The following is a 15,627-nucleotide window of genomic DNA, read 5'->3' as shown; positions in this document are numbered from 1 at the left end:
TATCGACTGGAAATCCAGAACAAATTAAAACTCTGAAAGTGCTCAAAACAACATTATCGAATCGACTGCCAAAACTCAACACCAGCATAATACGGCTATTTTCTGCGTTTATCGCAAGAAAATAGCAATTAAATTGCTGATTCATTAAAGATAAGCACTTTAAAGTACTGTTACAAGAATTTTTTTAATAAATGTCTCACAATTCTCTAATTATTGTTAGGGATTCATTACATAATATGAATTGCAGCAGAGGTTAATAGCTAGAGGTTAATAATGTTTACTCCAAGCCTAAGTCCCCCTGAAGCTAAAGCTAAGGGTATTCCTGTAAGAAAAGAGCAATCTTTAAGCCTTAAATCCTATGCACGTCACTATAGCTCTTGGGTCAACGGAATAGCGATAGTATATTTGCTTGGTGCTTACACTTTTTCCATATTTGGAATTTCATCAGATATTTGGTGGCTCAATCTGATAGGGGTTATCGCACTAGTTCACTCTCTAATGTGGGCTGCTTACTTTGCCCACGAGCTATTTCACGACAACATTTTCTCACAGCAAGAATTGAATGATTGGCTTGGCGAAGCGGTGCTCTTCATGACAGGATCTTGCTATAGCCGCTACAAAGACTTGAAACACCATCACATAGTACACCACACAAAGCGAGTAGATCTATCTCCTTTTGCTCCCTTTTCTCTGACAGATTTCCTGTTATCCCTTCCAGTGCCTATTCGAAAGATAATTGTGGCATTAGAGCTTATCTATTTTCCAGCCATTAATCTAACATTGCGTTGGATGATAGCCTTAGCACCTTTCTTAAGTCAAAATCGAAAAAATGAACGCCTCCGAAATGGGATAATTCTCTTAGTAAGAGGGAGTCTATTTACAGGGCTAGCGCTATACTCGCCCAAGGCTGCGATCGTCTATTTCATTGGATATATTCTATTCCTGAACATTACGCAGTTTTTAGAGTGCTTTCAGCATACCTTCCCAGCATATGGAATTGACAGGAAGATCCCGTGGTATAGCCAAGAGCATGAAGAAGAGAACACTTACACAATTTATATATCGCGTCAGTGGCGTTGGCTCGATCTGTTAGTGTTTCTCAATCATAACTACCACAACGCACATCACCGCTTAATGACCTGCCCTTGGTACTTGCTAGAAAAGCTGGATGACCAACTCTATCCAACTGAATACGAGCAAAGAATATCTGTCTTTAAGTTACTTGGTAATTACTTCAAACAGAGCTATCGTATTCGACGATTATTTTGGGGGCAGGGCAACGTAAAAAGGACCGATTCTGGACTTGAGTTAGAAAACTTTGTAGGAGCTACAGGAATCTCCTTTTTGATGCTACGGAAATCATTTGATTGGGTAGAGATAACGTCGAATGCATATTCGAAAGAGACATATGTAGAAGGTTAGTTCGCAAGTACCAGAGAAGAGTTTACGGATATAAAGCCATTGACTCTTCTCGATCGCGTACACTCAGCTGTTGTATTAACTGATAACCCTCGAGCGAGTGCCGAATTATGAACTCAACAACAAACCATCAAGACCGGTATGACTTAGTTTTAAAAGGAGGTCGAATTATCGACCCAGCACAGAACTTCGATATGATAGCAGACTTGGCTATTCGCAATAATGCCATTGCATCTATTGCCCCTGAAATCCCCAAGCATAAAGCAGATAAGATTGTCTCTGTTTCAGATCGAATAGTCTGCCCAGGACTGATCGACCTTCACGCTCACATTTATGAATGGGTAGTCAGTGATAGCCTCAATGCAGATGATGCCGGTATCCATGCAGGTGTTACAACAATTGTCGATCAAGGCGATTGTGGCTCATCTAGTTTTCTTGGTTTTAAAGCATATATCGTAGAAAATTCAATCACAGATGTACGCTGCTTTCCCTGCATTAATATCTTAGGTACAGCTTCACCCGACAGCGATAAACTAGCACTATATAGTCCCGATATGGTCGATGTTGATGCTTTAGTCTATTTAGCCGAACAAAACCCTGAAATTATTCGGGGAATTAAAGCTCATGGAGAGTCAGGCACAATGTCCCGTTGGGGGACAGAAGTAATACAGCTAGCTCGTGAAGCTGCCGATCGAGCTAATTTACCTCTTTATTTTCATACTGGGGTTCTTTTTGATGTAGATGACTCAAATCGACCAGAAGCAGCACAGGTTATTGACAAAATTATCCCATTCGTCAAACCTGGCGATATGTTTACGCATTGCTATGGCGCTCGACCAGATGGCCTATTGGGAGAACGCCAGCAAGTTCCTCAATCTCTGATTGATGCTGTACGAGAAGGTTTGTTGCTAGACCTAGGTCATGGAATTCATTTTAGCTTTGACATCGCTCGCCGCATGTTAGAGCAGGGTCTACGTCCCTACACAATTAGTAGTGACGTTCATGGAGATTTTACCGCACTTCATAGTGATGCAAGCTTAAACTTTAGCCTATGTGGCGTGATGTCGAAGTTAATGGCATTAGGCTTTACGCTTCAAGAAGTTATATCTGGTACCACTCTTCATCCTGCTCGCATTCTAAGATCTGAAAAAGAAATTGGAACTTTAGCAATTGGTTCGCGTGCAGATATCACCATTCTTGACATCGTATCTGAAGCATGGCCATTCTATGATTCTTTTGGTGAGGAGATATTTGGAAAAGAAAGGTTGGTTCCAAGTTTGGTGATTCGTGACGGACATTTAATTAAGCCACACGGAAGACTACTGAGAGACCTGAAAGTCAATGACGGTCAGAATAAGAAAATTCCTGTAACAGCTTAGTAGGCTTAAATTTTTGAACATTGGAGTCTTATCAAAGTAAAGCGCAACTGCTGGAGGTTCAGATGATTGTAAGACACTTGGATGAACTCGTAAATACCGAGCGCGATGTCGAATGGGGTAACGGTCAAAGTCGTCGCTTCTTAATCGAACGCGATGGCATGGGGTATACGGTCACAGATACAATCGTGCATGCAGGTACGGAATCTCTTCTAGAGTATACAAACCACTTAGAGACATGCTATTGCATTGAGGGGGAAGGAGAAGTAGAAGCTGGAGGGAAAGTACACCCAATAAAAGTGGGAACTATCTATGCTCTCAATGAAAATGACAAGCATTACTTACGCGCTAAAACGGATATGCGACTTGTCTGTATGTTTGCACCTGCTTTAAAAGGAGATGAGTCTCATAACTTATCAGATGGTGACTCCTCCTGTTATTAATGACCGTAAGGATTTAGCAAAACCTCTATGCTAAATCCTTACCTCAATCCTTATTAAGCCATATCCAGTTATTGTGAACAAATAGGAGACCTTTTCGCTATGAAGCTAGTTATTGAAGGATTTAGCTATACTACTCGCGAGCTGAATAGATTACTTGATGACATAGACACGAAAGATGTAGAGACTAGTGCTCGTGCCAGACAATTAGCTCAAGATTTACTCTCAAACCTATCCATTAGCATAGATATCCGAGAAAAAGTTGCAGACATTCTTCATGACAAAAATTTATCTCTAGCCCTCGCAGTTACTGATATGGAGGCAAGCTATTGAATCTGTTGTTTGCGGTTTCTACTCAAATTGGAATCCACTCCTAAATTCACAAGCTGTAATCTTTTTTTGCTGGCTTTGGTTGAAAATGAATTCATCCCCAGTAATTCATCTTGCCTTCCGACTGTAAACCTATTAAGCTAGCCTTATTCGGTTTACATAATGGCCAGACACTACCATGACTCAACCTGGGAATCTTTCATCTTCTGTTAACCAGCTAGATTCAGTAGATCGGGAGATCGTCGCTTTATTGCGTATTGACGGGCGGATGTCTTTCTCAGAGATTGCTAAACGTTTAAAAATTCCGGAGGCTACAGCTCGCTATAGAGTTCAACGTCTTTTGCAATCAGGAACCATCGAGATATCTGCTTGGCCTAATCCTGATAAGTTAGGCAAGCCTCATATCTTAATTGTTTCAATCTCTGTAGAAATTCAATATATAGATGAAGTTGCAGAGCAATTATCAAATATGAGTGAAATACGATATGTTGCTGTAATTACAGGTAAATATAACATTATGGTAGATGTCTTTTTTGGACCGCATGAAGAGCTATTAGTTTTCTTTGAAAAACTTCACCTCATTCCTGGCATTATCAACTACGAATCCCAAGTCCTAATTAAACTTCTTAAAGCCGAGTATAAATATATTCTCTGAAAATATATTACAACTATGGACGAATGATTAATTTGCCTGATTAATTTTTCGATAGACTTTTTCCTGTCCAAGGAGGAAATCTATCAGACAAGTTTATACCATTTAAAGACTTTAGACTAACAGGAAAAGATAATGATTCAGATGAATTCAATGGATGATAAAACTTTTCGGGCGAGACAGAAATCAATTGAGTTGGATGATATTTTTCATATACCTGTCCAGATAGCATATACAGACATTGGGGAAGGAGAACCAATTGTTCTCTTACATGGCATTCCTACATGGTCTTATCTGTATAACAGTGTTATTCCTCTTCTAGCGTCTAAGTACAGAGTGATTGCCCCTGATTTCTTGGGACATGGTTGGTCGGACAAGCGCGATCGCTTCGATCGCTCATTGATTGCTCAAGCTAAGATGCTACTTCGATTCTTTGATGCTCTCGAGCTCGACCGTGTCAATCTTGTCGGACATGACACTGGAGGAGGAGTCGGTTTGATTTTAGGTATCGAAGCCAAAGATCGTCTCAAGCGTCTAATCCTTTCTAATATTGTGGCTTACGACTCTTGGCCCATTGATGACATGTTGATGCTGGGTAGTCCTCTTTGGAAGTCTAAATCAACTCAAGAAATTGTTGCCTATCTTACTGACGGTCTGTCTGAAGGGATATCTCGCCCGGAACAGTTAACTTCAGAATTTAAAGAAGGAATCGTTGCTCCTTATGCAAATGAAGAAGGAAAGATAAGTCTAATTCGTAATGCTTCTGCACTCAATACTAATCATACAATGGCTTTGGTAGATCGTCATAAAGATATTTTATCCCCTACCCTTCTCCTTTGGGGAATCGACGATCCCTGGCAAACCATCCAAGATGGTCAAAGATTAAAGCAAGAAATTCCAAATAGTAAGTTGGTCTGTATACAAAACGCTTCTCATTGGATACCTCAAGATGCACCTGGAGAATTTGCTGATGAGATAATTCAATTTATTGAATCAACCTCAGCATGCTGAATTCATCTGAAAATTTTATAAATCGGTCGATTCGACAATAGTTTTACGGTTCTGCAAAACTATTGTCCTCGTCTTAAAGTTTTGCAGAATATTGATAAAGGAGCCTCGAAAAATTAAATCTCTGAGAAAGTTACAGCAGAAAAAAGCTTTCAGTTTTTTAGTGAACTATGCTCAGAGATTTATCGAGCTTCTCTTCGATATATTTGAACTTTGAATGTAGGAAGTAATATTACTCCGATCTGGTTGCTGCTTTGCCAATGCTCCATCGAGTATCAAAGTCGCGTAGCATATAGAGTGCGATACAAGCAGCTAACATAGGCCATGCAGCAAAGAAGAGAATGTTTACGCTTTCATAAGGAGCAAGGTATTGCTTATATGAAGATAGGGTTGAAACCGAATGCATTGCTAAAACCAAACCGTAACTCCATTTTTTTAAAAACCCTACCAGAAAAGCTACGACAACAATCGCTTGTAGCGATCCAATAACATAGGCTAATGTGCTGCTTAAATTATTGATAAAATAAAAGCTTGAGAATACTGCAGCTGTATGACTGGGATTTAGGAACTTATCGAGTACCCAAATCACCATTACAGCAAACACGCTCAATCGTAGTATGAATAGAACTATTGGCAATCGATTGGAAAGTTTAGTCTCAATCATGGAAATACCTCTTTAGATTTCATCACTAGTTTTTATCAACACGAGAGATAATATTCAGATATTTTTCTCATGTTGAATCAACTCTAGGATTAGCATATCAAATATCATGTAAATCACCAAGAAAAAACATATGGTGATTCTGCTTCGATATGCTTAGAATTATAAGTTTTTTCTATAGGAATGATTAGCAAAGCTATGTACTACAGCAACTCTAGGTTTCTGAGGTTTCTGTTGGAATTTTTACTACACTGCTGGCGAGGAATCCAGCAGGCTGCTCGCTCTTTCTATTCAATACCAAAAATAGCTTGACCCAATCCCATCTGATGAAATCGCGTTCAGGTTTAATTCAGCAGTTCTAGTGTGTTTAATATCACCTGCATCGAGCAATCTTTCTTCACAAGGATTATATCTGCGATACATTTTGCTTTCATTTCGTAAGATAAACGTAAAAATACTTAGATTTTAGCCTCTCAATAAGTCTACCTTAACCAGAGTTTTACCTGTTTTGAGGTGAACCATGGGACATTGAAGGCGTCATACGTGAAACCATCTACTTAAACTTCATCCAAGCCACTGATTTAGGAGAAAACTTTAAGTCTCCTGCAATGGTGAGTTTGGCTCTCCAGATATCGTCAGGCTCGTGTGGGCTCCTCCAATAGTGTGGAGCACTGATTGCTTTGTTTGGAATTTTATGGGTGGTTCAATCGTCGATTTAATTCATGTTTTGGGGTAGGGCTAGTCATGTCAATCGAACTCAACCAAATTGGGACATTTACGACAGGAGTATTTGATGAAAGCGCTGCCGAAATTGCAGCTTTCGATCCCAGCTCCCAGCGGCTGTTTGTGGTGAATGGCGATAGCAATGCGATCGACGTTCTCGATCTCTCCGATCCGACAAACCCCACTCCGATCGCGTCTCTCGATGTCAGTCTCAGCGGCGGGCCTAACAGCGTCGCAGTGGCCAACGGCATCGTTGCAGTTGCCCTAGAGGATGTCACCGAGACCGAAACGGGTACAGTCGCCTTTTTCAATGCTGCAGATCTGTCTCTCTCGAATGTGGTTGGGGTCGGAGTCTTGCCCGATGCCGTCACCTTTACCCCAGATGGAACCAAACTATTGGTTGCCAACGAAGGGGAGCCCGTCGGCGATGGCAATTTGCTGGAAGTCGATCCAGAAGGAACGATTAGCATTATCGATCTGTCGGCAGGTGTGGAAGAGGCCACGGTTGCCACGGCTGATTTCTCTGCTTTTAACGGTCGCGAGAACGATTTGCGCGGCGATGGGGTGCGCATCTTCCCCGGTCGAACGGCAGCGCAGGATCTCGAACCCGAGTTCATCGCTGTTTCTCCCGATGGCACCACCGCGTTTGTCACGCTGCAGGAAAACAATGCTGTGGCGGTGGTGGATATCGAGTCTGCCACTGTGTTGGATATTCTGCCTCTGGGCGTTACCGATTTCAGCCGAGGGTTGCCGGAACTCGAAACCTTTGACATCCCCGAGCTGACAACGGAATCCTTTCAAATTGGCACCGACCCGGATGGCAATCCGATTTTTCTCGGCGGTCTATCGGGATTGGCCTTCGATGGATTCAACCCCGACAATGGCAATCCTCGGTTTGTAGCGATTAACGATCGCGGTCCTGTCGGCGGCGCGCTCGATACTCCCGACCCAGATTCTAGCGATCGCCCCTTCTTCGCCCCCGAGCTGCAAGTCACCGTCCTCACCCTCGAATTGGATGAAGCCTCGGGTCAAGTTTCGATTGTCGATAGCCTCGGTTTAACCCGCGAAATCAGTGTTGTAGGGGTACCGTTTCCGGTTTCCGTCCCCCTGACGGGACTCCCGAATATTCCAGGTTTCTTTGAAGTCCCTGTCGATCCCGAAACTGGCGATCCACTGCCAAACGATTTCTTTGGTTTGGACAGCGAAGGCATCATCCGCGATCCCTCCACTGGGAATCTCTACATTGCAGACGAGCAGGCCCCGTCCATCAATGTTTTCTCCTCCGAGGGCGCACTCATCGATCGCTTTGTGCCCATCGGTTTCGCGGCCCAAGACGAAACAGGCTCCCCTGCAGGTACCTTTGGCAGCGAAACGCTGCCCGAAGTCTATCTAAACCGCCGCAACAATCGCGGTTTTGAGGGCATTGCTTTCGACACCGAGCGCAATATTGTTTACGGCTTCATTCAAACGCCGCTGTCTAACCCCGACACCGCCACCAGCAATGGCTCCAGCATTCTGCGCATTTTGGGCATCGATCCGGTCACGGGCGTACCGATTGAGGAATTTGTCTACGTTTTGCAGACGCCCGCATTGGTCACAACCGATCCCAGCACCAGTTTTGGCAGCGCAGAAGTGGATCGGATTGGCGACGCCGTGTTTGCCGGTGACGGTCAGTTTTATGTCATCGAGCGAGATAACGAGGATATCGATACCGCTCAGCAGTTCATCTTCAAGATCGACCTGCAAGGGGCAACCAATATTCTCGGCACCGATATCGCGAATGCCACCGACGGCGCAACGCTGGAGACTCTCTCTCCAGACGATCTAGCGGCAGCAGGCATACAGCCAGTCAACAAGATTCAGGTCACTAATTTGCCCTCTTTGGGCTTTAGCCCCAGTGCCCAGTCTGAAGGATTGGCCCTGTTGAGTGACGGACGCTTAGCCGTGCTCAACGACAACGATTACGAAGGCCCCGGTACCCCCACCCAACTGGGCATCATCAGCTTCGAGAGCTCCAATGGTTTGGACCCCAGCGACGATGACGGTGCCATCAATATCGATAACTTCCCGGTTTTTGGTCTGTTCCAACCCGACACGATTGCGTCATTCGAGATCGACGGTCAAACCTTCTTCATTACTGCGAACGAAGGGGATGGCCGAGATAGTTTTGACGACCTCACCGATATCGATCGCGTTGGGGATTTAACCCTCGATCCCGACGCCTTCCCGGATGCTGACACCCTGCAACTGGATGAAAACTTGGGCCGCTTGGAAGTCTCCACCATCGACGGAGACATCGATGGCGATGGGGATTTCGACCAGCTCTTTGCTTTTGGTAGCCGTTCTTTCTCTATCCGCGATGCTTTAGGCAACATCGTGTTCGACAGCGGCGACCAATTGGAGCAGATTACCGCCGCCGCATTGCCGGAGGATTTCAACTCAGACAATGACGAAAACGGTAGCTTCGATAGCCGCAGCGATGACGGCGGGCCGGAGCCGGAAGGGATTGCAGTCGGCACCGTCGGCGATCGCACCTTTGCCTTTATTGGCTTGGAACGCATTGGCGGCATTGCGGTCTTTGACATTTCCGATCCGGCGAATTCCAGCTTTGTTCAGTACATCAACAATCGCGACTTCAGTCTTGACCTCGAACTGCCCGACGGGTCGTCCAACCCTGCCGCAGGCGATTCCGGTCCCGAGGGCTTGGTGTTCATCTCGGCTGAAGATAGCCCCAACGGCAACCCACTCTTGGTGGTTGCCAATGAAGTGAGTGGCTCCACCACTATCTTCGAAATCTCCGACTTGGATGACCCCGGTCCTGGAGGGGCGATCGCCGCTCAAGCTTTCAACGACCTCGACTCCAGTTCCACCTTCACGACCGACCAATTGGCCGATGGCGAGCCCTTAACCAATGCTGGGTCTGTTAACAGTGGCGGACCGGGCTTAGATTTTCAGACTTTCTTCTTCGAGACCAGAGGTGCCGCCGGTCCTGCAGCGGGCACTGAGTCTGGAGATTTTATTGGCGTCAACTCCTTTATTGGCGCGAATGCCCCCGATGTGGCTGCCGATGGCACCCCTGTCGCGGCGGGAGTGGAGCACAACTTCCAGTTCAACGATGGCGACGGACGCTTGGACTTAGTGTTTGAGTCGGTCGATTTGACGGACATCGACCAAAGCTTCCTCAGCTTCGATTACTGGATTAACGATACGGGCTTCGAGGCGGATGATGCCTTCTCCTTCAGCCTGAGCGATGGCACCCATTCCCAAACGTTCCTCAACTTCGGCGAGGCCGAACTAGAGGCCAACGTTTCTCCCGACGACGGCACCCCCAATTGGAACACCGTCACGGTTGACTTGGACGAGCTGATAAACACCAGCGGCTTTGACAATGAGTTAACCCTGACCCTCAGCGTCGATACCAATTCGGGGGTTGAGAACATCTTTGTGGATAACATTCTGTTTGCCGAGGGTGAAGCTCCCGATGTTGACCCAGATCCCGTAACCGTTGCAGCCATTTATGAGATTCAAGGGGCCGGACATCTTTCTCCGCTGCTGGGCGAACTCGTGCAGACGACGGGAATTGTCACGGCGATCGCCTTCAATGGCTTCTACTTGCAAGATGCTGTAGGGGATGGCGACGACAACACCTCTGACGGCATTTTTGTGGCGGGCAGCACCGCTGGCATTGCGGTTGGGCATGAGGTTGAGGTCGAAGGGACGGTGGCTGAGATTATTCCGGGGGGCGCTGGCACTGGCAACCTTTCCATTACCCAGCTCAACGCCTCTGACATCTCGGCGAACAGCAGCGGCAATGCCTTGCCCGACGCAGTGGTGATTGGACAGAGCGGTCGCTTGCCTGCGAATACGACAGTCATTAGCGACGACGAATTGCCGGTAAATCTGCAAAATGCAGCCGACGATGTCGCGAATAATTTCGATCCAGAAAACGATGCCATTGACTTCTACGAGAGCTTGGAAGGTCAACGGGTCACCATCGAAGCTGCCGTTGCCGTTTCCCCCACGCGGGTCTTTACCCCCTTCTCTGCAGAGGCATTCACTCTCCCCAATCTGGGGGCCACCTCTGACGACCCCCTCAATAGTCGGGGCGGCATCAACCTCGACTCCGGCCCCGATAATTTGGGCGATCGAAACCCCGAGCGGGTCCAAATTCAGTTCGATCCCACCATCTCTGGGGAATCTACCCCTCCGGCCTTGAATGTGGGGGACCAGTTGGGAGATGTGACTGGGGTTGTGGGATACAGCTTCGGTAATTTCGAAGTCAACCTCACCGGTCCCGTCAATGTTGTCACGCCTAGCGGACTGGAGCAGGAGGTCACCGACCTGGTAGGGACTGAAGACCAACTTACGGTCGCTAGCTACAACGTATTGAACCTCACCAGTACGCTTGCAGATGAGGGCGGTCTCGATCCCGATGCCGCTCAGCGCGATCGCCTGGCAGCTCAAATCATTGACAATCTAGGCTCCCCCGACATCATCGCCTTGCAAGAAATTCAGGATAACGATGGTGAAAACGGCGGCAGTAACAGCCTGGTTAGCGATGCCAGTCAGACGCTGCAGGATTTAGTCGATGCGATCGCCGCTGCCGGTGGCCCCACCTACCAATTCTTCGATGTCTTCAATGCAGCGGGGGTGGGTAATGAAGGCGAGTTCACCGAGCTCCAGGGGGGCGTTCCAGGCGGCAACATCCGCAATGCTTTCCTCTACAACCCCGACCGAGTCACCCTTGAAGGGATGGATGCTCTGACGCCAACTGCTTTGGCAGCGGCAGGGGTCAGTAATCCCGATGCCTTTGCCGGTAGCCGCGTTCCGGTTGTCGGGACCTTTGGCTTCAACGGCGAAACCGTGATGGTAGTCAACAACCACTTCTCCTCCCGATTTGGCTCCACACCGATCTTTGGAGGACCGCAGCCCTTCGTACAGGCGGGCGAAGCTGCTCGCGAGGCTCAGTCTCTGGCGAACAATGAATTCGTTGATTCCCTCCTCGCCACTGACCCCGCAGCCAACATCGTTGTGGCTGGCGACCTCAACACTTTCCAGTTCACCAACGACTTAGTCGAAATCTTGCCGGGAACGGGTGACGAACGAGTCTTAACGAACTTAATCTCGCAAGCTGAAGCGGACGGAGATGCTTACACCTTCATCTTTGATGGCAACAGCCAAGTGCTCGATAACTTCTTTGTCACGGACTCCATACTTGAAGGGGCAGAATTCGATATTGTCCACGTCAACAACGACTTCACCCGCGATGACGATGCGATCGAGTTTGACGATGTCCTTCCGGCCAGCGACCACGAACCCCTAGTGGCCCGTTTAGATCTATCTGCGGACCCCGTGGAGCCCGCTAACTTCACACTGCAACTGCTGCACGCCTCCGACCTCGAAGGGGGCGTCGATGCCATTTCCGCCGCCCCGAACTTTGCCGCTTTGGTCAGTGCTTTCGAAGCCGAATTCGAGAACACCATCACCCTCTCTGCGGGCGATAACTTCATCTCCGGTCCGTTCTTCAATGCGGCCTCCGATCCGAACGCGTTCAACCCCATCTTTGAAGGGCTATACAACACGATTCCGATCTTCGATGTCGATGGCGACGGCACCCCCGCAGCCCTAGTGGATGTCTCCGCCATCCCCGATTCGGCAGACACCGATGGCAATAGCTTCTTAGACAATGGCGAAATCGATGCCTTCCTGCTCGATCCGACCCAAAATACGGCAGGTCTAACCGCTGCCGATGTCTACGTGACCGACATTAATGGCGATGGCGATCCCGACTTCTTTGACGAGATTGACAACTTCCAAGGTCGAGTAGACATCACCATCATGAACCTGATTGGGTTCGATGCCTCTGCTCTGGGCAACCACGAGTTCGATCTCGGCACCGACACCCTGGAAAACATCATTAATTACGACTCAGAAGAAGGGAACAGTCTGTCTTCCACTGGCGAGGCATCCATTCTGGCGGCCTTCCCCGATCTCGTAAACTTTCTGCAAGAAGTTGACTTCCCGGGCATTCAGTTCCCCTATCTCTCCTCCAACCTCGACTTCTCTGCCGACCCCGAAATTGGCAATCTGTTCACTGACGAGATTCTACTCAGCACCGAATTCGCCAGCGACCTGCTGTCGGCGCGGGCCAATCCAGCCGATCCATTCGAAACGGCTGCCGATAGCAACGATGACAGGATCGCGCCTTCGACGGTGATTGAAGTAGGCGGAGAGCTGATTGGTGTTGTCGGTGCCACCACGCCGCTGCTGGAGAGCATCTCCTCCCCCGGCTTAGTCGAGGTATTGCCTAGCTCCGACGCGATCGCCGAACTAGCCACCATCATTCAGACAGAGATAGACGAGCTATTGGCCTTTGACGACGGCTCGGGACGCAGTCTCGATAAGGTGATTTTGGTCTCTCACCTGCAACAGTTTGCGATCGAAGCCGAGCAACTGGCTCCTCTCCTGTCTGGCGTGGACATCATCGTGGCGGGCGGTTCCGACCAGATTGTGGCAGACCAGGAGGATATCGATCGCGGCTTGCAACCGGGCGACACCATCGACAACGTGTTCGATATCGACCCCGACACCCCTAGCGTTCAACCGGGCTATCCCTTCGTCACCTCCGATGCCGACGGCAACCCCGTTGCCGTGGTGTCCACCGATGGCGAGTACAGCTACGTGGGCCGTTTGGCGATCGAGTTTGACAGCAATGGCAACATCATTCCCGAGAGCGTTGACGAAACCGTTAGCGGTGCTTTTGCCACAACCGATGCTGGGGTTATCGCCCAGTTCAATCAAGCTGGAGCGCTGACTGACGCAGAAGCGCTGGAGGCAGCCTTCGCCGATGGCACTTCTCAGCAAGTGGTGCAGGATCTGGTCAATAACGTCACAAACGTTGTCAATTTGCAGGATGGCAATATTGTCGGTCAGTCAGATGTCTTCCTCAATGGTGCCCGCTCCTCCGTCCGCAACGAAGAAACCAACTTCGGCAACCTCACCGCCGATGCCAACATCTTCGTCGCCCGCGAAATTGAGGATATCGATACTTCCCCTATCTTGGTTTCCATCAAGAATGGCGGCGGCATCCGCGACATCATCGGCTTTGTGGGCCAGCTCGACGACGGCACTGTGGTGCAAACCACCACCCAGGCCAACCCTGCTGCTGGCAAAGAAGCAGGCGATGTGTCTCAACTGGATATTGCCAATACCCTGCGCTTCAACAACGGTCTGGAATTAGTCACCCTGACCTCCGAGCAGTTGCTCGAAGTGCTCGAACATGCGGTGGCTGAGTCTCAGCCGGATATGTTCAACGAGCCCGGACAGTTCGGCCAGGTGGGCAACATCCGCTTCAGCTTCGACCCCACCCAAGCGGCTCGCAGCTTCGATCCCAATACCCTCGAACAGATTACAGCAGGCGATCGCATCCTCAATGTGACGGTGTTTGACGAAGCCACGGGCGAATTTGTGCCGGTGGTAGTCGATGGAGAAGTGTTACCGAATGCTCCCGCTGCCATTCGGGTGGTCACCCTCGACTTCCTGGAAAATGGCGGCGATAGCTATCCGTTCCCCGTCTTCGAGGCATTGGACCCCGATTTCTACAACGAAGTCAATTTGGAAGCAGAGTTTGCGGCGCTGGCGAGTGGCAGCTTCCAAGACTTGGCGGACTTTGCCGATGCTGGCTCCGAGCAGGATGCCCTCGCGGAGCTCTTCTTTGCGGAGTTCAACGAAGATCTGGGCGGCTCTGCGTTTGGTGTGGAGGATACTTCGGTGTCAGAGGACGAGCGCGTCCAAAACCTGAGTTTCCGGGAAGATACTGTGTTGCCATCTCTGGCCGTTCTAATCGGCACAGATGGCGATGACATCTTGCAAGGGACTGCCGATGGCGATTCAATTTTCGGCTTAGCTGGCGACGACATTATTAAGGGTCGCGCTGGTGATGACGAGCTCTTTGGAGCTGACGGCGACGACTTCCTCAAAGGTGACTCGGGCAACGATACTCTCCTCGGCGGCGCTGGCGATGACGATCTCAAAGCTGGCCAAGGCGATGACGACCTCCAAGGGGGAGGTGGCAATGACGACCTCTTCGGTCGCGCTGGCGATGACACCTTGGTTGGCGGTGAGGGAGATGATGACCTCTTCGGTGGCGGCGGTGCCGATACCCTCGAAGGGGGTGGCGGCAACGACGACCTCAGAGCAGGTGGCGGTGCCGACACTCTGTATGGGGGCGAAGGGGATGACGATCTCATCGGCGGCGGCGGTGCCGACACCCTCATGGGGGGCAGTGGCAACGACGACCTCTTCGGTGGCGGCGGTGCCGACTTCATTGCTGGGGGCAGCGGTAGCGACGATCTCTTCGGTAACGGCGGTGCTGACACCCTCATGGGGGGCGGTGGCTCCGATCGCCTGAATGGCGGCGGCGGCAACGATACGGCTGATTTCAGCGACATTCCCGTTGGAGTCACGGCAGATCTGGCTGCTGGCACTGCCTTTTACGAGCCTGCACCCGATGTACTGATTACGGATACTTTGAGAAGTATTGAAAATCTCACGGGCACTGTCTTCAATGACAATCTCGCGGGCGATGCTCGTGCCAATATCCTCAACGGAGTTGGCGGGGCCGATGCCTTAACGGGCGGTGCTGGTGGAGATACCTTTGTCTTAGGCGACGAGTCAGGGGCGTTCTACGCTGAGGCGGGTACGGCTGACGTGGCCGAACTGACAGATTTTGCGACGGGTGAAGATCGCATTCAGCTCTCGGGCAGTCTTGGCGATTACGCTTTCTTTAGCTTGGGCAGCGGTCCTGCCACGGCTATTGCGCTCGATGATGGCAACGGCAGCTTTGACTTCCTGGGCGACGAACTCGTTGCCTTTGTGGGCAATGGATTTGAGCTGACTGACTTGGCTTTTGTCTGAGTCTCTGACCGCTGATTGAAGGTATTTAAACTTAACCCCAGCCTCACTAGAGTAGGCTGGGGCTTTTTTGGGGGCGATCGCCCAACGCCTTCAGAAAACCAG

8 protein-coding genes are annotated in these 15,627 nt (G+C 49.3%); 7 read left to right on the top strand and 1 reads right to left on the bottom strand.

Going from position 1 to position 15,627, the window contains the following annotated elements; translation table 11 throughout:
• Positions 1 to 273: 273 nt before the first annotated feature.
• The 6 genes from SYN7336_RS02175 to SYN7336_RS02150 all read left to right on the top strand — a co-directional run bounded on the left by SYN7336_RS02175 (position 274) and on the right by SYN7336_RS02150 (position 5,228).
• Positions 274 to 1,422 (top strand): fatty acid desaturase, encoded by a 1,149-nt coding sequence (locus tag SYN7336_RS02175; RefSeq protein ID WP_083885631.1) that lies wholly within the window; start codon positions 274 to 276, stop codon positions 1,420 to 1,422.
• 107 nt (positions 1,423 to 1,529) lie between these two features.
• Entirely contained in the window at positions 1,530 to 2,798 is a 1,269-nt protein-coding gene (locus SYN7336_RS02170) for an amidohydrolase family protein (RefSeq protein ID WP_017324276.1), read from the top strand.
• 20 nt (positions 2,799 to 2,818) lie between these two features.
• On the top strand, positions 2,819 to 3,238 hold the full coding sequence (locus tag SYN7336_RS02165; protein WP_017324275.1) for an ectoine synthase: 420 nt from the start codon (positions 2,819 to 2,821) through the stop codon (positions 3,236 to 3,238).
• A gap of 99 nt (positions 3,239 to 3,337) precedes the next feature.
• The gene (locus SYN7336_RS02160) at positions 3,338 to 3,568 is read left to right on the top strand and encodes a hypothetical protein (protein WP_017324274.1); all 231 of its coding nucleotides are present in this window, start codon (positions 3,338 to 3,340) and stop codon (positions 3,566 to 3,568) included.
• Positions 3,569 to 3,743: 175 nt separating this feature from the next.
• Positions 3,744 to 4,220: an Lrp/AsnC family transcriptional regulator gene (locus SYN7336_RS02155; protein WP_026100616.1), complete on the top strand. Its 477-nt coding sequence runs from the start codon at positions 3,744 to 3,746 to the stop codon at positions 4,218 to 4,220.
• Between the two features lie 132 nt (positions 4,221 to 4,352).
• On the top strand, positions 4,353 to 5,228 hold the full coding sequence (locus tag SYN7336_RS02150; protein WP_017324272.1) for an alpha/beta fold hydrolase: 876 nt from the start codon (positions 4,353 to 4,355) through the stop codon (positions 5,226 to 5,228).
• A 229-nt stretch (positions 5,229 to 5,457) separates the two neighbouring features.
• Here the strand turns inward: SYN7336_RS02150 and SYN7336_RS02145 are convergent, their stop codons facing one another.
• On the bottom strand, positions 5,458 to 5,889 hold the full coding sequence (locus SYN7336_RS02145; protein WP_017324271.1) for a DoxX family membrane protein: 432 nt from the start codon (positions 5,887 to 5,889) through the stop codon (positions 5,458 to 5,460).
• Between the two features lie 741 nt (positions 5,890 to 6,630).
• Between SYN7336_RS02145 and SYN7336_RS32120 the strand changes: the two genes are divergently transcribed.
• Entirely contained in the window at positions 6,631 to 15,525 is an 8,895-nt protein-coding gene (locus tag SYN7336_RS32120) for a choice-of-anchor I family protein (RefSeq protein ID WP_017324270.1), read from the top strand.
• The last annotated feature ends 102 nt before the right edge of the window (positions 15,526 to 15,627 follow it).

It is taken from the genome of Synechococcus sp. PCC 7336 (genome assembly GCF_000332275.1).
In the GTDB taxonomy this organism is placed as follows: domain Bacteria; phylum Cyanobacteriota; class Cyanobacteriia; order Thermostichales; family PCC-7336; genus PCC-7336.
This window is presented reverse-complemented; position numbering and strand designations above follow the sequence as displayed.

What these genes read in the sequence shown, in the direction of transcription:
- SYN7336_RS02175 (WP_083885631.1), top strand. Translation starts at nt 274, where the DNA reads ATGTTTACTCCAAGCCTAAGTCCCCCTGAAGCTAAAGCTAAGGGTATT.
- SYN7336_RS02170 (WP_017324276.1), top strand. Translation starts at nt 1,530, where the DNA reads ATGAACTCAACAACAAACCATCAAGACCGGTATGACTTAGTTTTAAAA.
- SYN7336_RS02160 (WP_017324274.1), top strand. Translation starts at nt 3,338, where the DNA reads ATGAAGCTAGTTATTGAAGGATTTAGCTATACTACTCGCGAGCTGAAT.
- SYN7336_RS02155 (WP_026100616.1), top strand. Translation starts at nt 3,744, where the DNA reads ATGACTCAACCTGGGAATCTTTCATCTTCTGTTAACCAGCTAGATTCA.
- SYN7336_RS02150 (WP_017324272.1), top strand. Translation starts at nt 4,353, where the DNA reads ATGATTCAGATGAATTCAATGGATGATAAAACTTTTCGGGCGAGACAG.
- SYN7336_RS02145 (WP_017324271.1), bottom strand. Translation starts at nt 5,889, where the DNA reads ATGATTGAGACTAAACTTTCCAATCGATTGCCAATAGTTCTATTCATA.
- SYN7336_RS32120 (WP_017324270.1), top strand. Translation starts at nt 6,631, where the DNA reads ATGTCAATCGAACTCAACCAAATTGGGACATTTACGACAGGAGTATTT.